This is a genomic window from Chryseobacterium sp. FG46 (assembly GCF_057809135.1).
Genome location: NZ_JBMDJJ010000010.1, coordinates 123,992 through 148,477, shown reverse-complemented (window position 1 = coordinate 148,477; position 24,486 = coordinate 123,992). Strand labels below are relative to the sequence as shown.

Sequence of the window (24,486 nt, the reverse complement as noted above, 5' to 3'; positions counted from 1 at the left end):
ATATTGAATATCTAAAAACAAAAAGTCGGAAGAAAAATCTTCCGACCATGACTGCATTGAATGGAGCTCTTATTATTTTAAACAGTAATTACACAATTAGTAACCTTTGTTTTGTTCAATATTCGGATTCGCCTGAATAGCGGTGATAGGAATTGGCCACTGCCACTTCAAGCTTCCGGCTGCAAGAGTCTGTGCAACAGAAGGTGTACCTGTACCGTCAAAAAGATCTCCTTTACCAGATCTCTGAACTGGAAGGTTTAATCTCTTCAATGTATACCATCTGTCATTTTCAAATGCAAGCTCCAGCCTTCTTTCTTTCAGGATAGCATCTAAAAGAGCCTGTCCTGTTTCTGTACCAGGAGTAAATGATGAATATCTTTCAGCTCTTAATTTATTTAATAGAACTAAAGCCTGTGCACTATTACCTGTTCTGTAATATGCTTCAGCTACATTCAATAATACTTCAGCAGATCTAAGATATTTAACCGGTACGATATTAGAAGGACCACCATTACCAGAATATTTTGTAACGTGGTTGTATTTTTGTCCGCTATATGTACCCACAGTAAAGTAAGCTCCTTTTCTAACATCATTTGATGTATAAGCTGTATATAAATCGTAATCTACAACAAATTCTGATCTTAAAGCCGGAACTGACTGGTTGTATGCAACTCCTACGGTATTTTGCTCGGCTGCAGAGTTCGATATCTGGAATAATACTCCATCAGTAATTCTGGATATACCTTCGTTTTCTTTCCAGATTCTTGTAAAGTTATCCAATGTTGTGATACTTGGAGAAAGGTTTAATGCTAATTCACCATATTTGATAGTATTAACATAGTCTCCTCTATAAAGATCAATTCTGGACAATAATCCGTATATAGCTGCTTTGCTCAATCTTCCTTTATCAGCATCATTCTGAGTTATATTATCAGCAGCAAATAATAGATCTGCTGTAATTTTATCATATACCTGATCAACGGTAAGATTTCGGGATGATGTATTATTTAAAGGAGAATATGTTTCAGAATAATAAATTCCGATCGTATTTTTAGCTCCTGCAGATTGAGTTGGGATTTGGGAATACGCTCTCACAATATCAAAATGAGCTATTGCTCTTAATGCTCTTGCTTCAGCTTCCAAATTTGTTTTCTGTGTTCCGGATAATACTCCGTTATTGATATATTTCAAAACAAAGTTAGCTCTGCTGATTACAAGATAAGCTGCATTAAACAAACCTGTTGTCTGTGAGTTATCTGATGAGAATTCGAAGTTTGACGCCGCAAAATTGGTATTTCTTCCTGTAGTTGTACGAACCAAGTTATCAGTGGTAAGATCACCCATGATAAGTTGGTTTCCTGTATCACTAGTATAGTAACCACTTCCTTTAAGAGCTGTATAGGCACCATCCATGGCCTGTCTGAAGGTCTCAGGTCTGGTCATTGCCTGCTCCTGATCTTCATTGATTGATGAGATTTGATCTAGATTTCTGTCGCAAGACGTTAACGAAACAAAGATGGTTAACGCAGCTAAACTTATTTTTATTATATTCTTTTTCATAAAGCTATTCAATATTAAAATTCTAATTGCAATCCTACCAAGATTGTTCTTACAGCAGGGTAAGTATAAAGGTTAAATGATCCGGGAACAAATAATGATGATGAGTCAGCAGATCCTACAGAAACTTCAGGTTCTCCGTGGAATTTAGTTACCGTAAATAAATTTTGCCCCTGTACATATGCTCTTAGCTTATTAATTGGCGATCCTTCTCCAAGGAATGCTTTATCAAATGTATATCCTAATGTAAGTGATCTTAATCTCAGGTAATCTGATTTTTCAATCCACTGATCAGAATCACGCATACCGTTTGAGTCAACTTTCTGGAATACTCCTGTGTCTCCAGGATTTTGCCAAACCTGAGCAGCAGCCTGTGCCATATTTCTACCTGCAACAGCCAAAGTTGGGTTAACAGCGGCAAAATACATGTTGTTATAAGTATATCCGCCTAGCTTAAATGCAAAATCTGCACTGAAATCAAGTCCTTTGTACTGAACTGTAGTTCCGAATCCACCAAAACTTTTTGGAAATGGAGATTTATCTGTAAGAGGAACTGCATTAGAAGCGCTGTAAACATCTGTAACGTTTCCAGCTTTATCATAATATAATGCTTTTCCGTTACTTGGATCTACTCCTGCAAACCTAACATTATAGAATACATATGGAGTTTCACCTACCTTAAGATAAGTATACCCTAAATTTCTTTCTGTCTGGTCACCTGCTAGCCTGTCAAGAACAGACTTCTGGAAAGAGATGTTAGCATGTAGATTCCATTGGAAATCTTTTTGTTTGATCACATCTACACTCAATTCAACTTCAAGTCCTTTCTGAGACATGTCTCCTGCATTGATATACTGGTAGTATCCACCTTCCTGTTTATTCAAAGGTACAAGCTGTACGAAATCTTTTCTCTTGTTCTGATACACTTCTACGGATCCTCGAATTCTTCTGTTCCACATCGTAAAATCAACTCCTAAGTTGGTAATCGCATTAGACTCCCATTTAAGATTGCTGTTACCAATAATATAATCACCTTTTGAAACTGTTCCCGGATATGATGTACCATTAGCACCATATAAACCGTAGCTGATATTATTGACATTATAATAATCAGGTAAAGTACCATCATTTCCTGTAGTACCGTAAGATCCTCTAAGCTTTAAATCATTAATAAACCCACCTTTCATGAAGTCTTCCTTCGCGATATTCCATGCTGCACTTGCAGACCAGAAGATACCGCTTTGGTTATTGGCACCAAATCTTGAAGAAGCATCTCTCCTCAATGATCCTGTAACCAAATATCTACCTTCATAGTCATAGTTTAACATCCCTGCTAAACTGAATAAAGTATTTCTTACTTTAACTCCTGTAAATGTATTTCTGTCAGAAGGTGTAGTAATAGATGGAACATTGATTACCGGAGATTTCAATCCGTAAGCCCCTCCATTCATTGTTTCGTTGTAGTTATCGTTATATTCGATAAATCCTAAGAAATCGAAGTTGTGGCTTCCGTATGACTTTTTATAGTTAATGGAGTTGTTCCAGGTATAGTTAAATGTGTAGAATGAATTTTTGTTTAATGACCCTGTAGGAATTTTGTTGTTTAACGTTAAATCAAGGTTTGAACCTTTCTTCAACCACTGAGTTCCCATGTACCAATCGAAAAGTCCGTTAAAGTTTGTTTTAAACTTCAGACCATCGATAATTTTATATTCTGCGAATAAAGTTACCGGGATTCTTAACCTCTGATCATCCAGTCTGTAATTACGGATCTGCTCAACAACGTTAGAACCCGCTCTCATGGTCTGATTATAGCTACCATCAGCATTATAAACCGGTTCATATGGAGCATATTTATACATGGCTCCGAATGGGTTCTGCGTATTGTTTCTGTCCATAAAATTCTGAGTTTCCTGATACTGAACACCTAGGTTAATCCCTACGTTCAGTTTTTCACTCAGTTTATTGGTAAATCCAAAGTTACCTGTATATCTCTTAAGCCCATCGATATCTCTGATAATCCCGTTATCAGAATCATATCCTAAAGAGTAATAGAAAGTACTTTCTCTGGATCCTCCTTGTGCGCTGAATAAGTAAGACTGAATGCTTGAAGGTTTTAACAGGTCTTTTTGCCAATTGTGATCATAGGCAGCAAGTACGTCTATTTCCTGTTGAGATCTTGGTTTAAACCCAAGGTAACCCAATTGATTCTGAAAGTTCATTAACTCCCTTGAATTCATCATGGTGTAGTTATTATCCTTAAGCCTTTCACTAAAACCAAATTTAGTCTCAAATGAGTAATGAGTTTTCCCGGCTTTTCCGGCTTTAGTAGTTACTACTACTACCCCATTTGCTCCTCTCGCACCATACTGTGCGGTAGCAGCAGCATCTTTAAGAATTGAAATAGACTCTACGTCTGCAGGGTTGATTGCACTGAACTGCCTTGCAGTCATATACATACCGTTTACTACATAAGTAGGCTCTGAAGAACCACCAACACCGGCAATACCTCTTACCTGAATGGTAGCAGCAGCACCTGGCTGCCCGGTAGTACTTTGTACAAATACCCCTGAAGCTCTACCCTGTAAAGAGTTACCAATAGATGTTGTAGGAGAGTTTCTTCTGATTTCGTCACCCCCAACAACAGCCTGAGCCTGGGTAATTTCATCTGCTTTTTTCTTCTGGTATCCAGTAACGATTACCTCATCGATCTTATTCTCCTTCAGAACAGAATCATTCTTAGATTTTTGTGCAAAAGCAGCTTGTCCTAAAAAAAACAAAGCTCCTGCACTTAATACATGTAACTTCACATTCATATTAACAGATTTTAATATATTCAAGGGACAAATATGTTAATAAATATCTGTAACATCAATTCATTAAAGTCTGAAAACAGCCTGTCATAAAGGGAATATACTCACATATTTCACAAAATCAATAAAGAATAATTTTAATTGTATTTAAAATATTAACAAAAAATAAAACAATTTGGTCATTAAAAGAATTTTAACGAATATTAAAATTAAAATTAAAATTCATTAATTAATTTAAAAAAATGAAAATTATAAACCAAAATAAAACATATTGATAAAAAAAATAAATCACCCTATTATTTAATTTTGAGAAAAATAAAGGTATATTTATGATAGTTTATATAAAAAAAGCCTTAATAAACTGGAGTAAGGCCGTCTTAAAGACGGCCTTACTCCAGTTTAAATTAAAAAATTATTAAGTTTTTAGCTTAATATCCCGGATTCTGTTTTGTATTAGGATTATTGATTAATTGCCAAGATGGAATAGGCCATAAATCCAACCTATTAGAAAAATATGGACGTCCCTTACTTTCTATAACTTCTTTAGCCTTTCCAAATCGTTTGACTGAAAACCATCTGTCTGCTTCTCCATAAAATTCTTTTCGGCGTTCTAATAGAACATCATCTAATGTGATTGATGTTAGTGGAGGAATACCTGCTCTTGCTCTTACCACATTAACCGGAGTTAACGCATCTCCTGATGTCTTCAATCTACATTCTGCTAAGGAAAGCAATACATCAGCATATCTTACAATCTGCACATTATCAGCTCCACTTCCTGGATTGCTGTACTTGGTAAAATAATTATTTGTTCCTTCAACAGAAAACATTTTTCTTTTATCACTTGTATCAAACACACTGATAAACTGTGGCTGTAAAGACACCTCTCCTCTTCCTCCAGCAGCAGCAGGGTAAAAAAAGAATGCTTGATTACCTCCATCTGTTGCTGTAAAGTTAATTTTAAAAATATCTTCCGATGTTGGACTAGAAGTAAATAATGTTTTATAATCAGAGGCAAGTGAATACCCACTAATATTCTCTAGTAAAACCTTAGCATCATCAAATTGCCCCATCTCCATATAAACTTTGGCCAATATAATTTGGCTAGCATCCAAATTTAAAAGAGTTTTGGAGGTGTTATTGTTTTTTTTGAAAAATGCAATTGCTTTTTGTAAGTCGCTTACAATAAACTGATATGTATCTTCTTTTGAATCTCTTTCAGGAGTAATGAGTTCGGCAGCAATATACACTGGTGTCTTAACATAGGCAACTCCACCAAATAATCGGACCAAATTAAAATGCATTAAAGCACGACTTGCATAAGCTTCACCTAATACTTGATTTTTTATTGATTCAGTAATTGTATTACCGGGTACAGGTCTGGTTTCTATTTGATCAATAATAATATTACTCGTTCTTATTACTGTATAATGGGCTCCATAAATACCTCTTATTGACAAATTTGTATCTAGAAAATTACTGGCTCCAGCTTCTGCAAATTCAGAAAAAGTACCTGTATGTATAAAATCATCAGCAAAAAGTCCTTCAAAAAAATGGAGTTCTCCTCCATATACATAACGATCCTGCATGTTATTATAAATTCCATTGGCGGCGGCTCTGGCATTAGCATCGGTTTTTATGAATGATTCCCCATTTAGCTTATCAGTATCAACGGTTTCATTGCCTACCATATCCCTTCCACAACTTGTTGCCGTAAAAAAGACAGAAAATATCAACAAATATTTGATTATGTTATTTCTCATTTCTCTTATTTTAAAAATTTAAGTTAATTCCGAATTTAATTGTCTTATTCATTCCCTGAGTGAAGAAATCTGTTCCTGTGGCTACATTTGTTTGGCCAAAAGAACTAACTTCAGGCTCTGGTCCGCTATAATTAGTCCATGTCCATAGATTATCTGCAGCTATAAAGAACCTTAATGTCATGTCACCTATTCCCAGCATGGTTTTAGGTAGTGTGTAGCCTAGTTGTATTTCTCTCAACCTGATGTAGGAACCATTTTCTACAAAACGAGAAGAATCTTGATTATTCCAGGATTGATTATATCCTTTTACAGGTCTTGGCAAATCAGCATTAGGATTATCTGGTGTCCAATAATTAGTTTGGTTTGCAAGTTTACCAAATAAAGGATTTCCAGAAACTCCGGCAAACCTTAATGTAGAATTATACATATCCTGCCCAAAAACAAATATTACATTGGCTGATAAATCAAAATTTTTATATTTGAAAGTGTTTCTAAAATTTCCAAAGAAATCCGGCTGTGCTTTCCCTATAAATATCCTATCTTTGGAATCAATAACCCCATCTCCATTCACATCTTCATATTTCACATCACCAGCTCTAATCCCCTGATTAAATAAATTCTGAGGAATTTCATCATTGGATCTATAAATACCTGTTGCATTTAGCCCAAAAAAAGCTCCTATAGGCTGACCTACATCAACTCTGGTTACAGTACCAAAATCTACCGGAACAGGTTTATCTCCTAAAAGCCTGGTTACCTCATTCTTATTAAATGTAATATTAAATTGTGAATTCCAGCCTAGATTAGTTCCCTTAAGTATAGTAGCATTTATACCAATCTCATGTCCTCTGTTATACATTTCAGCTGCATTGGAAGTATAAGTTCCAACACCGTTTTCTAAAGCAGCTGTAGCACTTAATAGAAGTTGTTTTGATTTTTTATAATAATAATCATAGGTAATATTGATTCTATTTTTAAATAACCCTATTTCTAAACCGGCATCAGTTTGAGCGGTTCTCTCCCAAACTAAAGCAGCATTAGGTAAACTACTCGTCGATACATTAATAGCCGGCAGCAATCCATATGCATAAGTTTGAGCAGAAGATGATGTATCAAAATTCCCTAAACCTGATTGATTTCCTAATTCTCCCCACCCGGCCTTCAATTTTAAAAAATTCACAACATCTTTTTTAAACCAGCTATTATCTGAAATAACGTATGCTGCGGAAACAGAGGGAAAGTATTCAGTTCTGTTATCGTAAGCTAATTTTGAAGAAGAATCAGCTCTAAATATAGCATCTATAAATAAATTATTGAAAATTTCTAAACTTAATCTCGAAAAATATGAGAATGTTCGATTTCCCAATGATGGATAGTATGAAGCATTACTCTTTTCAGAACCAGAAGCTGGCGAAGTAGCCCCTAAAGGTATATTTTTCGTTTCAACATCTGTATTTACCGTTTTACGATTAAAATATTCCAACCCTCCCATCAAAGTGAAACGAAATTTATCACTTAGCTTTTCAGTATATGTTAATGTATTAAATGCTGTAAAAGTGTTATATAGACGTCCACTATAATTAGCTCTACCATTTGCCCCTCGCCCTTGATAAGTATCTAATGGGAATAATCGGGATTCATCAGAATTAATTCTGTCTAAATTAAACTTTGTCTCCATAGTAAGTTTAGAAGAAAATTTAGACTCCAGTCCAAGAGAAGCATTTACGCCAAACCTTTTAGTTAAACCTTTAACATCTGTAGCATTTTGTAAGGGGTTTGAGAAACTCCATGTCTTGGTATTATATGTTCCATCCGTATTCCATATACTTTGCCCGGGTGCTTCTACAATTGCAGTTGTTAAAGGAGCATATATGGTATTGTCACCATTAATCCTATTTATTTTTTCGTTAGAAAGCCTTACAGAAGACACTACTTTGAAGATATCGTTTAGCTTCTGATCAAGATTTAAAGTAAATGTCTGTCTGCTATAGTCCTGCCCTTTAATAACTCCGGATTGATCAAAGTTAGAAAAACCAAGATAAAAAGAGGTCATATCATTTCCTCCAGAAGCACTGGCACTTAGCTCATATATAGGTTGATCTTTCCTATAAATCTGACGTAAGTAATCATCTCCAAAATCTGATTTATAAAAATCATCAATAGACTGCCCTGAATCCGGATTCCAAACTCCTTTCTTTATGGACCAGTAGTTTTTTCCATTACTAGGGTTTGTATTAAATTCAGCTAAATCGAGCATTTTATAATACTCTCCAGCCTTCATTGTTTTATATTTCTTAATCGGATTCTGGAAACCCACTGTAGAATTAAGACTAAAATTTATTCTCCCTCTTTTCCCTTTTTTGGTTGTAATAAGTACTACTCCATTTGCTGCCCTGGACCCATAAATAGCTGCCGCTGATGCATCCTTCAGCACCGCAACATTTTCGACATCTGCCATATTCAGTAGAGATAATAAGTTTCCTGTCTGCCCACCATAACCAGTACCACCAGACGAATCTGATGAAATAGGAACTCCATCCACCACATATAAAGGATCATTACTAGAATTAATACCGGAAACACCCCTCATCCTTACATTGAAACCAGCTCCGGGAGCCCCTGATGTAGGGGAAACCTGTAAACCTGTAGTAACCCCCTGCAATAAAGCATCTGTACTTGCAGCAGAAATCTTGGTTAATTCTTCTCCTTTCACATTGGAAACGGAGCTCGTAACTTTTTTTGCTGACTTTGTTCCGTATCCTATTACCACAATCTCATCAATATTTTTTGCAGAGACTGTATCTTTTTTCACTTTCTGTGCCGAAGTCACCTGTCCCATAAAAAACAAGGATCCCACACTTAACGCACATAATTTTACATTCATATTTAACAGTTTTTAATATATTCAGCCACAAATATGTTAATAAAAATTAACAGACTCAACTTTTAAAACACTGATAAACAAACATTTAAACTGTAGTATTTTCGTAAAAAATGAATAATTACAGCAAGCTAATTAGTAATATGCCGAAAAAAAGTAAAAAAAACTACACACTTAAACATTAACAGAATTTTAACAATTATTAAAAATATCGCCACCTTACCTATATTTTAAAGAATTAATAAAAAAAATTAATTTAAATATTTTCTTTAGCAAATAATATTCAAAAAAAAAGACCAACTCATTTTAAATCAAATAAACAATAGAAAATAAACCATTACTGTCCGATAAAAAGTATAAATACATTGAAAATATCAATATTTACAGTATGAATTAACAGGTCGCTCCTTAGGAGCTGGATTTGACCCCATAGGGATCTGCTGTTAGTAGAAAAAAAATCCTCGTAAAAAACAAAGCTAAAGAGGAGCAATCCGTTAATTATTCTTTAATTTAATTAGACAAGAATGAGAATGAGAATGAGAATGAGAATAAAAAATTAAATCATCACAAATAGCAAAAAAATCAAGCATTCCATCAAGTGAAATGTCTTAAGATAATTATTAATTCTGGCAGCCGTAATATCTTGCTCCGTTTAAAACAGAATCTTCTGCTTCCATAAAAACTACTCTAAAACCTTTATAGTCTACTGTTTTCAAAAATGACATCCTGAATAAATGACATTCATAAAAAAATAAGACTGCCCATTTGGACAATCTTATTTACATTTTATCAGTACTGCCTATAATGTATAGTTATTGATAACCAGGGTTTTGCTGAATAGATGAATTGATATTAATTGCCTCCAATGGAATCGGCCATTGCCATTTGTAGCTGGAAGAGGGCAAGGTAAGCGTGGGAGCGGGAGCACCTCCACCAGTGCTTAAAGCTCCCATATTAGGTCTTATCAGACCAAGCCCCAGTCTTTTAAGAGTATACCATCTGTCGTCTTCTCCCATAAGCTCCAATCTTCTTTCTTTCTGAATTTCATTCCATAATGCTGTGCCTGTAATGTTCAGGGGTACATAATCAGAATATCTGGATTTTCTAAGAATATTAAGCAGTGTAAGGGCTCTGGCAGGATTAGAAGCATAGGCTGCTTCAGCACCGTTAAGGTAAACCTCTGCTGTTCTTATATATTTGTAGTTGACAACATTTGGCAAAGATCCTCGGGTATTGTATTTTATGACGTTGATATAACTTTGGCCTGAAAATGGACTTACCTGGAAATAGGTACTTTTTCTTATATCTTTAGTAGTATACATATCATAAAATTCTTTATAAACTACATATTCAGATTTAATAGCTCCTCCCACAATCTGATTATATGAAACGCCTATAGTAACTTTTTCTGCATCAGAATTCAATATTTCAAATAAAGTTCCATCCTGATTGGTATTGTTCCATACTGAAGGGAAGTTATCAATTGACCCTACACTAGGTGACAAAGCAATGGATTCTTCTGCGGTCTCAAGCGCTTTTACTTGATCTCCTTTAAACAGATATACCCGGGAGAGCAGACCGTCAACTGCCGCTTTATTCAATCGTCCTTTCGTAAAAGGTGCTGCAGTATCGTTAGACTTAGGGATATTGGTTCTTGCAAATTCCAGATCCTCTATAATTTTATCATAAACCTGAGCTACTGTGAGATCTCTTTTTACCGGGCTATTGGAAGTGGTTGTCATGTATGCAATACCTAATGAATTATCTGCATCTGCAGACTGGGTGGGTATTTTACAATATGCCCTTACAAGATCAAAATGGATAATTCCTCTTAATGCTCTTGCTTCTGCCTCAATTTTCAGGGCATCTGCAGAAGACAGAATACCTTTATTCAGGTTTTCCAAAACAAAATTAGCTCTGGAAATTGCAAAATAAGCAGCACCGTACAAAGCAGTAGTCTGCCCTTCATCAGGACCGAACTCTAAAATCCATGCCCTGTTATTGGACGATCTTCCTGAAGGGCTTTGAATTAAATTATCAGATGTTATATCTGCTATAATGTTTTGATTTCCGTTATCACCTGAGAAATAACCTCCTTCTTTCATGGCATCGTAGACACCGTCTAAGGCTGATCTGTAGTCTGATGAAGAGGTAAATGCCTGATCAGATAATGTATTTTTATTTGAATACTGATCTAAATCTCTTTCACATGAAGCTGTTATTAAAAGTGAAAGAAATAATCCTGATATAATTAACTTTTTCATTTTTGTAATTTTAAAATTCTAACTGAATACCAAACATAAACTGTCTTACAGCCGGATACCCAAATAGGGCATATGAACCAGGCACATAGATTTGGCCTGTCCCTAGCTGGTTCTCCCCTGAGCCCACAGCCACTTCCGGATCTCCTTTAAAGCTTGTCCAGGTTAGCAAATTTTGCGCCTGCACATATACTCTTAATGAATTTAATGGAATCTCATTTCCCAGAACTTTTTTACTGAAAGTATAGCCCAACATCAATGTCCGGAATCGCAGATAATCCGATTTCTCCAGAAACTGGTCAGATTGCCTTAATCCTAAAGTAGTAGGTTTTGGCAATACATTGGTATCTCCGGGATTTTTCCAGTAATTAAATGCATCTACACTCATATTATTTTTTCTATTAGCGGGATCCTGCAGCATTTTTGACTGATAATTATAAGTATACGCTCCTGTTTTGAATGAAAAATCGGCAGACAAATCAAATCCATAAGCCTCCAGACTTATCCCAAATCCACCAAAAAATTTGGGAAGGGGACTTTTATCTGTAATATTTTTAATATCTGAAGAAGCATTGTAAACATCTGTAGCTGTTCTTCCATTAACTGTATAAAAATTTTCGCCAGAATCCGGAGTACTTCTATCTGTATAATACAGTGCTTTTCCGTTATCAGAATTTACGCCTGCATATTCCACCAGCCTGTAGAAATACGGTGTTTCACCCACCATTAATGAGGTTTCTCCCAGATTCCTTTGGGTATTTACCCCGTCTAGTGAAATTACTTTAGAACGCTGCCAGGAAGCGTTTCCTCTTAGTGACAGCCTTAGATTTTCTTTTCTGATTATATCAAATGTAAATTCCGTTTCGATTCCTTCAGTACGCATATTACCCAGGTTTTGATACATGGAATAATTTCCTGACTCATAAGGCAAGGGCAAAAGCTGAATAAAATCTTTGCGGTTTGAGCGATAGACCTCTACCGCACCCCTGAATCTGTTTTTCATGAATGCAAAGTCAACTCCCAGATTGATTGTTCTGTTAGTTTCCCATTTAATATCAGGATTCCCAACAATGCTTGTGGAAACCATTGTTCCTCCGCTTCCGTAATCCCCATAAGTAACATATCCTATATTGGTATAATTAGGAATATTTCTGTCATTTCCTGTTATTCCATAAGATGCCCTTAGCTTAAGATCATTAAAAAAACTTTGATTTAAAAAATCTTCTTTCCCGATATTCCAGGCTGCACTGCCGCTCCAGAAAACTCCCGATTTGTTATTCGCACCGAATTTTGAACTTTTATCCTGACGAATGGATGCTGTAATTAAATATTTCTTTTGGTAATTATATTCAAAAAGCCCAAGCAAAGAAAATAGGGTGCTTCTCACCTTATTTCCTGTAAAGGTATTTTTATCCGAAGGGGTCGTAGTGGAAGGGGCATCTGAATTCGCATTCTTGTAGTTGAAACCACTTGCTGTAATATCTTCTGTAAACTCATTGCTGAATTCTATGATACCCGTTGCTCCTATATAATGATCATTCAGCTGTTTTCTGAAATCCAATCTGTTCCCATAAATATAATTGAATGTGTAAAACGTTGATTTTGTAAGTCTTCCTGAGCCATTGGCTCCATTAGTAGTAAGGTCTAACTGTGATCCTTTTTTGATGTTGTTCGTATTTACCAGATTATCATATAAAGAGTTAAAATACATTCTATAAGACAGACCATCATTGAATTTATATTCACCAAAAATATTTCCGGATGCCCTTAATCTCTGGTCAATATCAGGAACATTTCTTAATGCTTCCACCACATTGGATCCCGATCTCAATTTTATATTATAGGATCCGTCAGGATTGTATACCGGCTCAAAAGTGTTATACCTGTACATAGCACCAAATGGGCTTTGGGTATTGTTTCTATCTCTTACATTCTGTGTCTGCTGGTAAGAAACCCCCAGATCTAAGCCCACTTTTAGCCGGTCATTTAGATTATTTTCAAAATTAAATCTCCCGGTATATCTGTCAAATCCGTTAATATCCCGGACAATACCGTCATCTTTATCATACCCTAAAGAGTAATAGAACTTATTTTTAGCATTTCCTCCTCTGGCAGAAAGCAAATAGCTCTGAAGAAAAGAAGTTCTTAAAATATCTTTTTGCCAGTTATGGTCTAACTTCAGAAGGGCTTCTTCCTCTGTTGCACTATAGACTGGCAGCCCTCCCAGCCCAAGTGCATTCATTTCTCTTTCATATTGCAGTTTCTGGGCAGAATTCATCATTTCGAAATTGAGTTCTTTATCAGAAATCTTTTGTGAAAACCCGAGTCTGCTTTCAAAAGAAAACTGGGTTCTGCCGTTTCTTCCTTTTTTTGTTGTAGCAACAATTACTCCGTTTGCTCCTCTGGAACCATACTGGGCTGTTGCTGCTGCATCTTTCAGCACCACCATGCTTTCAATATCGTTTCCATTAACGGCACTGAATTGTCTTGCAGTCATATAAATTCCGTCAACTACATACAAAGGTTCTGAATTTCCGGTAAAGCCTGCAATACCCCGGATGTTGATCTCAGCCGCCGCTCCGGGCTGTCCGTTTTTTGCTTGTACAAATACTCCCGAAGCACGCCCCTGAAGCATATTTCCGATAGAAGTAGCGGGAGTTTGTGTTTTTAACTCATCAGCAGTAACAACGGATTGAGCCTGTGTGATTTCATCTTTAGCTTTTTTCTGATAACCTGTCACCACTACTCCTTCTATTTCTTTCCGGATAGTATCGTTTTTCACTTTCTGCCCATAAACATGATGCCCCATAAAGAACAACACACCGGCACTTATCAAACTTAGTTTTACATTCATAGTTAACATATTTTAATATCTTGAGAAAGCAAATATGTTAATAATGTCAATAAGATCAAATTATAAATACTTGAAAAACAACTGGTTAAATTACAACAACTTCATTAAAAGTTAATTTTAATATGAAAAGATTAAAAAAATTTTTACAATGTGTTAAAAAAATTTCATTTAACACACTGTTAACATAATTTTAACAAGATTAAAAAAAATGGTCATGTCACACTTAATGAAGACAAACAATAAAAAAAATTTACAGTTTCACTGTTTTAGGTAAAAAAAATGAATAAATCATAAGTAAAGAAAAAGCTAAAACCCATGCAATCAACAAAAAAAACACTAAAAAACAAAAGCATCCCATACGTGGAATGCTTTTGTTAATATTATTAAAAAAATACTATTGCTGGTAGCCATAATATCTGGCTCCGGTTAAAACAGGATTTTCCTCTTCAATAGAAATTAATCCGAAACCTTTATAATCTCTGTTTACAGATTCATTCAACTGTTTTCTGTGAAGTTTTTCATAGGTTTCAAAGTTTACAGCAGTTCTTTGGTTCAAACTTTCAAACAAATTCCATTTCTCTACTACTTTTTTCCAGTTCCCGGAAACTTTTCCTGCAAATACTTTTGATTTTGAGCCACTTCCATACCCTACAAAACCAATTTCTTTTCCGGAAAGTTCTTCATTTTCGTTAAAAGATGTTTGTAATGCTGAAAGAAGCGCCATAAATATGGAAGCTGTGTACATATTTCCTATTTCTGAAGAGGCTCTCTGGGTCTTTTCTATCTTATCATTAATTAATTTCAGATAGTTTTCTGATTTAGCCACTGCTTTTTGTTCATCTGCTGTTTCATAGGAAAGGGCGTTCTCAAGGCTGTAGATTTCGGTAAAAACCCTTTTCCCATGGAACGCATAAGGAAGGTGGAAAATAATATACTGCCAGTTTTCATACGGTTTTTCCTGCCCGGTTATTTCTTTATAATGATAATAAGCTTCTTTTATTCTATCCTGATAACACTGGTTAGAATATTGTCCGTCAAAAACTGGTTCATCTGTAAAAATTTCAATCTTTTCAGGAAATGCTTCGGGAGCTCCATTCAAGTCTTCCTTTTTATATGATCTTCTCGGTTTAAAAAAATCAAAGACACTTTCTGAGGCTACTCCCCAATTATTTTCTATTTCAAGAAGATCCGGTTTTGAGGAAATCAAAAGAGCCACAGCACCGCCTCCTTGTGTATATTCTCCTGATGATGCCAATTCATATTTTGCATAATCACTGGCAATTACGACTGCTTTTTTATCAGGATTTACTCTTACAAAGTCCAGAGCGTTATGTAAAGCATCTACTCCCCCTACACAGGCAAAAGTCATATCAAGAACGTCACAGTTTCTGAAACATCTTGTTCCAAATTCTTCTTCCAATACTTTTTCTACCATCTGTACAGCATAGGAAGCTGTAGGTTTTGCAGCATCCACTGCGCTTTCTGTCCCAAGGTATACTCTTGCTATTTCTTCAGGATTGATTTGATAGTCTTTTATAAGCTTCAGTAATGCTTCTGCTGCAAAAGTGGCAGCATCTTCGTGAACGTCAGAAAGTCCCATTTTATGAAGACCTAAGCCTTTTTCCAATTTTGCTGGTTCTATTCCTCTTTTATCTGCTAAATCCTTAATCTCCAAATATAAACCAGGCACATAATACCCTGCTGCTTCAATTCCAAAACTCATAATTGTCTAAATTTTAAACGAATTTATGAAAGATAATATAAAAAACAGTGGTAAAAAGTGCTAATTTTTGCAACATCATTAAAAATCAATGTATTTAAAAATATAATCCTACAGTTTATACACATCTTCATCATACAAAGAAAGCCAGCAAATCTGCCGGCTTTATCTGTTTATTTATAGTTTTCAATTGCTTTATTAATGACATCAATCTGCTTATTGATACTTGCTGCGTTTTGTGGATTCTGTTTGAGCAGTTCCATTTTTTTACTCAAACCATCTTTCAGCATCTGAACCATCATCATTTTAGCCTGCGGATTGTCTGCCATTTGGTTTTTAGCATATCCTGCTATTTTTGTTATGCTTTCTGTTGCTTTCAGGTTGTCGGAAGTCATGATCCAGTTGAAACCATCTTCTGCGGCTTTTCCCAATTCCGGATTCTGGAATTTAATGAATGGATAAAAAGTAGCAAGAGGTGCAATATTTTCGATCTGTGAAGTAATCTTGTTTTTTACAATAATTGGGAGCAATTGTGCCTGCAATGCATCAGAAGCTCCTTTCATATCAATTTTATCAGCCAGGCTGTTTGCTCTTGACGGATCAATAGAAAGAAGGGCACTCATTGAACTTCCTTTCACCGCATTCGAAACGGCATTCACTCCTTTTTCAAATAAAGGAAGATACTTTTTATCTTTTGTTTTTCCTAAAGCCGTAATAGCTGCCGCCTGTACCAATGTTTTAGGATCATTGGAAGCCAGTTTTTCAACTTCAGCACCCAGCGCCTTCATTTGTTCAGGATTAGTAAGGTCTATTACATTCAAAGCCTTTATTCTTACCCTGAAGAAAGGATCTTTCAATGCTGCTGCCAACAATTTTACAGCTGCAGGGCTTTTCCCGGCCTGATCTTTAATTCCGTTGAGAGCCAGATATCTGCTTTTAAATTCCTTGGAGTTAGTAAACTGCATCAGATTCTGTTCCGGAGTTTTAGTATCAGTAATATCAGCCAGTAAGACTCCGTCTGCATTGATATTAACAAGATCCGGTGCTTTAGAAACATCAAAACTGAATGTATTTTTTGCTTCTGCATTTACCCAGACATTGTATCTTTTAGGTTTTCCGTTGTCATAGACATCAATAGCCAGAGGAAATTCAAAGGGTTTTTCCTGAGTTTGGTTAATGGTTACAGCCATCTGTTTTTTTACCGGCTCAAAGGTGGATGAGTAATTAATTTTAGGATTTCCGCTTCCGAAATACCATTGGTTAAAGAACCAGTTTAAGTCTTTACCCGATACTTTTTCAAAAGAAAGTCTTAACTGGTGTGCTTCTGCGTTCTGATATTCGTTGGTTTTCAGATAATCATTCATTCCTGCAAAAAAGGCATCATCTCCAAGATAATTTCTCAGCATGTTTAAAATCCCGCCACCTTTCTGATATGTTACGAGGTCAAAAACATCTTCCCTGGATTCGTAATTGAATCTTACCAGATTTTTATTAAAATCTGAAGGATTATGGATATACTGATTTACATCTGTCATGAGGTGATAATCGGCCTGATCTTTTCCATATTTATATTCATTCCAAAGGTATTCTGAATAATTGGCAAAAGATTCATTAACGGTAAGATTACTCCAGCTTTCTGCAGTTACCAGGTCTCCAAACCAATGATGAAACAGTTCATGAGCAATGGTATCTTCCCATGTATTTTCATCGATGAGCTGTCCCGGCTTCTGAAGAATATCACTTCCATGAAGAGTGGCTGTGGTATTTTCCATTGCACCACTTACATAATCTCTTCCGGAAATCTGAGCATATTTCGCCCAGGGATAGTCATAATTCAGTTTTTTTGAGAAAAAGTCGATCATTTCCGGTGTATTTCCGTAGATCTGTTTAGCATAAGGCTCGTATTCCTTTTCAATATAATAATCAACCGGAATGTTTTTCCATTTGTCTTTTACAACGGCATATTCTCCCACTCCCATAAAGAAAAGATAGGTAGAATGTCTTTTATCCATCACCCAATGATCGGTTCTGAGTCCGTTCGATTCTTTTTGAGAATCTTTCATAATACCATTGGATAATGTTACATATTTATCAGGAACTGTCATATAGATTTCCTGGGTTGTCTTTTGGTTGGGTTTATCAATAGTAGGAAACCATGCAGAAGAAGATTCCGTTTCTCCCTGCGTCCAGATTTGGGTTGGCATATCCGGATCTGTTCCCTGAGCATTGATGAAATACAGCCCTTTTGCATCATTAATTGCCATGCTTCCCTGCTGCTTCACTTCATTCGGGCGGGATGTATATTTGATATACACTGTATACTCCTGATTTTTCTGATAGGTTTTATCAAGGCTGATTTTCAGAATATCATCTTTGTAATCATATTTCAAAGGAGATTTCTTCCCGTTACTATCAAGAGCTACTTCATGAATCAACATTCCTTTTGCATCAAGAGTAAGCTCGTTCGTTGCATAGAAGTAAGGTGAAGCGGTAAGCCATTCTTCCCCATTCATCTGTTCTTTCTGATAATCGAAATTCACTTTCAGCTTGGTGTGCTTAAGTTCCGTTACTTTAGTGTGAGTAGCTCTGTATATTTTTTCTCTTCCTGAAGTTTCGGTTTGTGCTGATACATTTGTGGAAAATAAAATTCCAAGTATAGCAATTGATAAAATGGCCTTTCTCATCGGTCTGCTTTATTATTTTTTAGAATTATTTTTTTATGATGATGTCGAAAATGTCATTGACTAAAGTTTCATAATCACCTTTTTTAAGCTGTTCTTTTGTTTTTGCAAAGGCTTTTTTGAGTTCGCTTTCCGGATTTTCGTCATCCACTATTTCTGCTGATGCTACACCTTTCAACTGAAGTACTGCATTTTTCAGTACTTCAACATCTGCATTTTCTTCTATATTAATTTTTAAATACTTCATAATTTATTCTTAAGTATTTGATATTTATAATTTCCTGTCTGCCAACGGATCACTTTACAAAAAGAATCCAACGAACCGGAGTTGTTCTTTCAAATGTAAGAAACAATTGCCAAAAGAAAGTGTGCTAAAGGATTTATATTCCGATTCCTTAGTTTATGACCACAGATAATGCATCTATTAATAAAAAAAATAGATGTAAATTAAAAAAATAAAGCGATATAAGAATATTAAATGGCTACAGGAGCTTTGATCCCCGGATGCGGATCATAATTTTCTAAAGTAAAGTCCTCGAAATCGAAATCAAAGATATTTTTAACTTCAGGGTTTAATTTCATTGTCGGAAGTGCTCTTGGTTCTCTTCCAAGCTGTCTGTTTACCTGCTCAAAGTGGTTATTATAGATATGAACATCTCCAAAACTGTGAACATAATCACCTACTTCAAGATCACAAACCTGCGCTACCATCATCAAAAGTAGTGCATAACTTGCAATATTGAAAGGTACTCCAAGGAAAACATCAGCACTTCTCTGATACAGCTGTAAGGATAATTTACCATCCGCTACGTAAAACTGGAACAGGGCATGACAGGGAGCCAAAGCCATGTTTGGAATTTCTGCAACATTCCATGCCGATACGATAAGTCTTCTGGAATCCGGGTTTTTCTTGATCTGATCAATTACTTCTGTGATCTGATCTACAATTTTTCCGTCAGCCCCATTCCAGCTTCTCCATTGTGCTCCGTAAACAGGTCCCAGGTCTCCATTTTCATTCGCCCATTCATCCCAGATGCTTACTCCGTTATCTTTAAGGTATTTGATATTGGTCTCTCCTTTCAGAAACCAAAGCAACTCATAGATAATGGATTTTAAATGCACTTTCTTTGTGGTTACCAAAGGAAATCCTTTTGACAGATCATATCTCAGCTGATATCCGAAAACACTTCTTGTTCCGGTGCCGGTTCTGTCGGTTTTATCAGTTCCGTTGTCTAAAATATGCTGTAAAAGGTCCAGGTAGTTTTGCATTTTGAATGAGATTTTAAGTTTCAAATTTAGTAAAAACCATTAAAAAAAGCACTCACTTTTATGAATGCATTTTATAGCGGTGATGTTTATTTTCTATTAAACAGCTGTATATCTGCCATCTAACAGGAATTAATTTTACCATATATTTTCAATGGTCTGATGAATGGTATTGACTGTAAATGTTTCTCCTGTTTTTTTTCCATACATAACTTTCACCAAGGGTGATTCTGCAGAAACGGTCATGATTTTCTGGTTCTCAAAAACAATTTCTCCCATGGAAGCGGCAATATAAAACAATCCTTTATCAGTTTTTACCAATGCTCCGTTCTGAACTTTTTCTGAAAGATCCGCAGTTATTTTCTGCAAAACAGCCTGTTGGTTCAACACTTCGTTAAGCTGTCTCTGCAGATTATTGATTTCCTGCTGAAGCATTTCTCTTCCGGTTTCGTATTTGTCCCCCATTGAGCTTTTGGTGTCATTGTTGGATGCCCGTGTTTCTGCGATCAGGTTTTCAAAATACCGGATTTTGTCTGCCGCTTTTGCTTTAATGAGGTTGATTATTTCCTGTTTGTTCATTGGATGATCTTTTTTATTGCGGGTAGATAAACCAACCCGTCAAAATCACAGATTTTGACACCCCTCCAGCGGAGGGAAATTAAGTACTGCTTAGTGGCTATTCATTAAGATAAAGCCAAAGATCTAAATATTATTTTTCAAATACGGCAAAATCAGATACTTTAAAGCTAAAATCTTTTCCATTGCTGAAATCTCTTTTGGTTTTATCAAAAACATTTCTGAATGTTCCCGACAGATGTTCGTCTTCAATAGAAAAGTTAACCGGTTCTTTTGACATGTTCAGAACAACCAAAACTTCATCATTGCCGTTTTTTCTTACATAAGCCAGAATTTTATCATTTGCTGTTGTATTAAGAAGGTAAGTTGTAACGTTGGTATCTCCTCCTCTTAAAGCCGGATTCGAAGCTCTCAAATCCAATACTGTTTTATAGAAATCAGCAACCTGATAGGTATTCGTCCATTTGATGGCATCTTTTTCGAAAAACTCCAGTCTCTTCATATTCGGAAGTTCCTGCCCTGAGTATAATAACGGAACACCATTCCATGTGGCGGAGAATACAGCCATTGGTTTTGTGATGACGCCATATTTTTCATATTCGGTTCCGTTCCACGAGTTTTCGTCGTGGTTTGTGGTAAACCAGGCTCTCATGGAGGCGTCTCCAATATTAGAATACTGTCTCAACAAATCCTTGAGCTCCTGAAGAGGTTCGTTTTTTTTATAATAATCGGCAGATTTGTGCATCCATTTCCAGGAATAGCTGGCATCAAAAACTTTTCCGTATTCCGGGCTTTCCAACTCATCAAATTCTCCCAGCCAGAAAAGGGGTTTTATTTTTTCTACTTCAGGACGTGCCTGTTCCCAGAAGTCTACTTCTACCCATGAAGCTAGATCACATCGGAAACCATCTATATCGGTTTCCTGCACCCAGAATTTCATGGCATCGATCATAGCCTGACGCATTTCCCTGTTTTTATAGTCCAGCTCAATAATATCGTCCATTCCGGAAGCTATATGGAATTTACCATCCGGATCTTTAAGATAAAATTCAGGATGTGTTTTTGTCCACACATGATCCCAGCCTGTATGATTGGCTACCCAGTCTATGATTACTTTAAATCCTAACCTGTGTGCTTCATTCACCATGTCTTTAAAATCCTGCAGAGTCCCGAATTCAGGATTGATGGAAGTGTAATCTGCAGCGGCATAAGGACTTCCCAGGCTTCCCTTTTTATTCTGCTGGGCAATTGGGGTAACGGGCATGAACCAAAGTGTTTTTACGCCCATAGATTTCAGCCGGGGCATTTCTTTTGCAAATGCTTTGAAAGTTCCTTCCTGAGTATATTGTCTTATGTTTACTTCGTAGATATTTGTATTATGTTTCCAATCTTTTGGCAGTTCTGTCATCTTCCGGGTATTTTTTTGAGTGGTACAGGAAACAATTCCCAGACCAATTACAGCTAACAAAAGTAATTTTTTCATTAAACTATTTTTAACAAAAGTAAGGATTGTTTTTTTGGGAAAAAGGGGAAAAAAGAAAAATATGCTCTCTTTATCTTCTTGCTATTTTGGCATAAAAAAGCCCCGGATCAAAATCCAGGGCAATATATTGTTGTTGACTATCTTTCGTCATCATTATCATCTTCATCATCAAAGACATCATCATTATAGTCTTCTTCCTCATCATCATCGAAGCTGTCATCATCTTCATCTGCAAAATTTCCTCCTGCTACAAAATCATCATCGAAGCCGAATTCATCATCTACCAATGGCATTGCTGATTTCTTTTTGCCACCTGCACTTCCGTTTTTGCTAGGAGCTTTCAACGGAACATTTCCAAATCTGTACACCGTGATTGGATAGTTCACGCCTTTTGTTTCTTCAATTACTTCAATAAGCTCACAGAAAAATTCCCAAAGATCAAGAAGCCCATACTGGAACTGTGCTTTGTCTCCTACATTTTCAAAAGCCTCATCAATGTAAACATCTGACATAATTTCGCCGTCACCATCATCACTCATATCTTCCAATGGGACACTTTTTACGATCGTTCCGTCGTCTTCCAACAGATTAAAAGTAGAAAGCTCATCTCCCTGCAGACTGAATGCACTTTTAATTCCTAAATGTAAGTTCCATAACGTTTGTTTTCCCTTAACTTCAATATCACGGAAAATATCCTCTTTCGCATCTAATATTACGCGGATTTTGTAAACCATATCAGTTTCTTAAATTACTTTTTTGCCTTTATAATTATGATAAATCTCTGTTGCAAATATATAATAAATGACATGTGACAAAAAAATATTTCAGGATTTTTTAAAATATTTTTTTTTCTTACATTTTGCCGGAATTATTTACTTTTCTCAAGCATAAAACTAAACTTTGTGCCTTCAAGGTAAACACTTTCTACGGTAATATTTTCGTTATGAGCTTCAAGGATGTGTTTTACAATAGCCAGGCCAAGCCCGGAGCCGCCTTCTCTTCTGCTTCTGCTGGTTTCCACACGATAAAATCTTTCGAAGATTCTTGGAAGAATTTCGGATTTGATTCCCATTCCGTTGTCTATCACCTCTATCAGCACCTTATTTTTCAGGATACTGGTTTTTACAATCACTTTTGCTTCCTGTCTGTTAGCATAATGAATGGCATTGGAGATCAGATTAATAAAAACCTGAGAAATTTTCTGTTTATCCGCTTCTACAAAAATCTGTGGATGAAGGGTCTGAATCTGTAAAGTTGTATTTCGTTTTTCAGCTTCAAGATCAAGAAGGTCAAAAATCTCTTTGATCAGAAGGTTGACATCAAATTTTGAAACGGTAAGGTTGATTTCGCCAGCTTCCAGCCTATTGATCATATCAAGATCGGTTACAATAGCAATAAGTCTTTCTACCGATTTATCAATTCTTTCCAGATATTTATCCCGGATCGTAAGGTTGTCTACTCCGCCGTCTCTTAGGGTTTCTACATATCCCTGAATAGAAAATAAAGGGGTTTTCAGTTCATGGGAAACATTTCCGATATATTCTTTACGGTAGCTTTCCATCTCTTTCATCATATCAATTTCAGATACCTGCTGCTGATTGAGATCTGAAAATCTTTCACCTAGTTCTTTGATGGTGATATTTTCATCATGATTCTGTACTATTTCCTGCGGAAGAAAACCTGAAAGACCTTTTACCTGTTTTCTGCTGTAGTAATTGAAAAGGAGTTCCAGTACTACACAGTTGATCAGGAAGATCAGGACAATACAGATGAAAAGACCCGTTTTGAACAAAGGGGTCTCATAGTAGATATCTTTCAGCGAATCGAATACGACACCTAAAAGGAGCATTACCAGTGTCAGCAGACAGGAGGCAACGAGGGTAAGTCTGTAAAATTTCAATTTTACAACGTTTTAATGATTGAACGTAAAGTTAAGATTTTTAAATAATTAAACGATCAGTTTATATCCAATCCCTTTTAATGTCTGAATGGTATTGATCCCTAATTTTTCTCTTAGTCTTCTGATGTGAACATCAATGGTTCTTTCTCCTACAATCACATCATTACCCCAAACTTTTTCCAGAATCTCTTCTCTTTTGAAAACCTTTTCAGTATTGGAAGCCAAAAGGTAAAGCAAATCAAATTCTTTTTTGGGAAGAAGAAACTGCTGTCCACTTTTGGAAACTCTGAAGTTATCTTTGTCGATAACAAGGTCTCCGATTTCGATGAGTTTAGCATTGTCAGAAACCTGAGAGGTTAGCTGCAATAATGCATTTACCTTAGAGATAAGGATTTTCGGTTTGATCAGTTTTACGACATAGTCATTAGCACCCGCCTGAAAACCTGCTAATTGAGAAAATTCTTCGCTTCTTGCAGAAAGGAACACAATAAGTGTTTTTTGCAGTTCTTTCACTTTACGAAGTTCCTGACAGGTTTCTATACCATCTTTTTCAGGCATCATGACATCTAATAAGATAAGGTCCGGAACAATTTCCTTTGCTTTCTCTATACCTTCGTTACCATTGGTAGCGGTATAGATATCGTACCCTTCCTTTTCCAAATTGTAAGACAGAATCTCTAAAATGTCCAGTTCATCGTCTATTAAAAGAATTTTTTTGCTCATCTTCTAGT

Annotated in this window: 15 protein-coding genes; all 15 read right to left on the bottom strand. The window is 36.0% G+C overall.

What is annotated here, in order from left to right; translation table 11 throughout:
* Positions 1–96: 96 nt before the first annotated feature.
* The 15 genes from ACODR7_RS09915 to ACODR7_RS09845 all read right to left on the bottom strand — a co-directional run bounded on the left by ACODR7_RS09915 (position 97) and on the right by ACODR7_RS09845 (position 24,478).
* Complete coding sequence (locus ACODR7_RS09915) at positions 97–1,560, bottom strand: RagB/SusD family nutrient uptake outer membrane protein (protein ID WP_488838875.1); 1,464 nt, start codon at positions 1,558–1,560, stop codon at positions 97–99.
* A gap of 14 nt (positions 1,561–1,574) precedes the next feature.
* The gene (locus ACODR7_RS09910) at positions 1,575–4,373 is read right to left on the bottom strand and encodes a SusC/RagA family TonB-linked outer membrane protein (protein WP_488838874.1); all 2,799 of its coding nucleotides are present in this window, start codon (positions 4,371–4,373) and stop codon (positions 1,575–1,577) included.
* 425 nt (positions 4,374–4,798) lie between these two features.
* The gene (locus ACODR7_RS09905) at positions 4,799–6,133 is read right to left on the bottom strand and encodes a RagB/SusD family nutrient uptake outer membrane protein (RefSeq protein ID WP_488838873.1); all 1,335 of its coding nucleotides are present in this window, start codon (positions 6,131–6,133) and stop codon (positions 4,799–4,801) included.
* A 10-nt stretch (positions 6,134–6,143) separates the two neighbouring features.
* Positions 6,144–9,017 carry a SusC/RagA family TonB-linked outer membrane protein gene (locus ACODR7_RS09900; protein WP_488838872.1) on the bottom strand — a complete coding sequence of 958 codons (2,874 nt, stop codon included), beginning with the start codon at positions 9,015–9,017 and terminating at the stop codon, positions 6,144–6,146.
* An 809-nt stretch (positions 9,018–9,826) separates the two neighbouring features.
* The gene (locus ACODR7_RS09895; protein ID WP_488838871.1) at positions 9,827–11,278 is read right to left on the bottom strand and encodes a RagB/SusD family nutrient uptake outer membrane protein; all 1,452 of its coding nucleotides are present in this window, start codon (positions 11,276–11,278) and stop codon (positions 9,827–9,829) included.
* A gap of 10 nt (positions 11,279–11,288) precedes the next feature.
* Entirely contained in the window at positions 11,289–14,129 is a 2,841-nt protein-coding gene (locus ACODR7_RS09890) for a SusC/RagA family TonB-linked outer membrane protein (protein ID WP_488838870.1), read from the bottom strand.
* 394 nt (positions 14,130–14,523) lie between these two features.
* The gene (locus ACODR7_RS09885; protein ID WP_488838869.1) at positions 14,524–15,852 is read right to left on the bottom strand and encodes a hydroxymethylglutaryl-CoA synthase family protein; all 1,329 of its coding nucleotides are present in this window, start codon (positions 15,850–15,852) and stop codon (positions 14,524–14,526) included.
* A 170-nt stretch (positions 15,853–16,022) separates the two neighbouring features.
* Positions 16,023–18,533, bottom strand: coding sequence for a M1 family metallopeptidase (locus ACODR7_RS09880; protein ID WP_488838868.1), 2,511 nt, complete (start codon positions 18,531–18,533; stop codon positions 16,023–16,025).
* A gap of 25 nt (positions 18,534–18,558) precedes the next feature.
* Positions 18,559–18,777, bottom strand: coding sequence for a hypothetical protein (locus ACODR7_RS09875; RefSeq protein WP_276967182.1), 219 nt, complete (start codon positions 18,775–18,777; stop codon positions 18,559–18,561).
* Between the two features lie 227 nt (positions 18,778–19,004).
* Positions 19,005–19,799 carry a thymidylate synthase gene (locus ACODR7_RS09870; protein WP_488838867.1) on the bottom strand — a complete coding sequence of 265 codons (795 nt, stop codon included), beginning with the start codon at positions 19,797–19,799 and terminating at the stop codon, positions 19,005–19,007.
* Positions 19,800–19,934: 135 nt separating this feature from the next.
* A complete protein-coding gene (locus ACODR7_RS09865) occupies positions 19,935–20,375 on the bottom strand; it encodes a hypothetical protein (RefSeq protein ID WP_488838866.1) in 441 nt (146 codons plus the stop codon).
* Positions 20,376–20,505: 130 nt separating this feature from the next.
* Positions 20,506–21,855 (bottom strand): alpha-amylase family glycosyl hydrolase, encoded by a 1,350-nt coding sequence (locus ACODR7_RS09860; RefSeq protein WP_488838865.1) that lies wholly within the window; start codon positions 21,853–21,855, stop codon positions 20,506–20,508.
* Between the two features lie 137 nt (positions 21,856–21,992).
* Positions 21,993–22,589 carry an IS1096 element passenger TnpR family protein gene (locus ACODR7_RS09855; RefSeq protein WP_488838864.1) on the bottom strand — a complete coding sequence of 199 codons (597 nt, stop codon included), beginning with the start codon at positions 22,587–22,589 and terminating at the stop codon, positions 21,993–21,995.
* A gap of 134 nt (positions 22,590–22,723) precedes the next feature.
* Positions 22,724–23,755 (bottom strand): sensor histidine kinase, encoded by a 1,032-nt coding sequence (locus ACODR7_RS09850; protein WP_079242785.1) that lies wholly within the window; start codon positions 23,753–23,755, stop codon positions 22,724–22,726.
* A gap of 48 nt (positions 23,756–23,803) precedes the next feature.
* Positions 23,804–24,478 carry a response regulator gene (locus ACODR7_RS09845; protein ID WP_076596113.1) on the bottom strand — a complete coding sequence of 225 codons (675 nt, stop codon included), beginning with the start codon at positions 24,476–24,478 and terminating at the stop codon, positions 23,804–23,806.
* Between the last annotated feature and the right edge of the window lie 8 nt (positions 24,479–24,486).

Excerpts from the sequence above, each read along its gene's own strand:
- ACODR7_RS09915 (WP_488838875.1), bottom strand. The coding sequence starts at position 1,560 with ATGAAAAAGAATATAATAAAAATAAGTTTAGCTGCGTTAACCATCTTT.
- ACODR7_RS09910 (WP_488838874.1), bottom strand. The coding sequence starts at position 4,373 with ATGAATGTGAAGTTACATGTATTAAGTGCAGGAGCTTTGTTTTTTTTA.
- ACODR7_RS09905 (WP_488838873.1), bottom strand. The coding sequence starts at position 6,133 with ATGAGAAATAACATAATCAAATATTTGTTGATATTTTCTGTCTTTTTT.
- ACODR7_RS09900 (WP_488838872.1), bottom strand. The coding sequence starts at position 9,017 with ATGAATGTAAAATTATGTGCGTTAAGTGTGGGATCCTTGTTTTTTATG.
- ACODR7_RS09895 (WP_488838871.1), bottom strand. The coding sequence starts at position 11,278 with ATGAAAAAGTTAATTATATCAGGATTATTTCTTTCACTTTTAATAACA.
- ACODR7_RS09890 (WP_488838870.1), bottom strand. The coding sequence starts at position 14,129 with ATGAATGTAAAACTAAGTTTGATAAGTGCCGGTGTGTTGTTCTTTATG.
- ACODR7_RS09885 (WP_488838869.1), bottom strand. The coding sequence starts at position 15,852 with ATGAGTTTTGGAATTGAAGCAGCAGGGTATTATGTGCCTGGTTTATAT.
- ACODR7_RS09880 (WP_488838868.1), bottom strand. The coding sequence starts at position 18,533 with ATGAGAAAGGCCATTTTATCAATTGCTATACTTGGAATTTTATTTTCC.
- ACODR7_RS09875 (WP_276967182.1), bottom strand. The coding sequence starts at position 18,777 with ATGAAGTATTTAAAAATTAATATAGAAGAAAATGCAGATGTTGAAGTA.
- ACODR7_RS09870 (WP_488838867.1), bottom strand. The coding sequence starts at position 19,799 with ATGCAAAACTACCTGGACCTTTTACAGCATATTTTAGACAACGGAACT.
- ACODR7_RS09865 (WP_488838866.1), bottom strand. The coding sequence starts at position 20,375 with ATGAACAAACAGGAAATAATCAACCTCATTAAAGCAAAAGCGGCAGAC.
- ACODR7_RS09860 (WP_488838865.1), bottom strand. The coding sequence starts at position 21,855 with ATGAAAAAATTACTTTTGTTAGCTGTAATTGGTCTGGGAATTGTTTCC.
- ACODR7_RS09855 (WP_488838864.1), bottom strand. The coding sequence starts at position 22,589 with ATGGTTTACAAAATCCGCGTAATATTAGATGCGAAAGAGGATATTTTC.
- ACODR7_RS09845 (WP_076596113.1), bottom strand. The coding sequence starts at position 24,478 with ATGAGCAAAAAAATTCTTTTAATAGACGATGAACTGGACATTTTAGAG.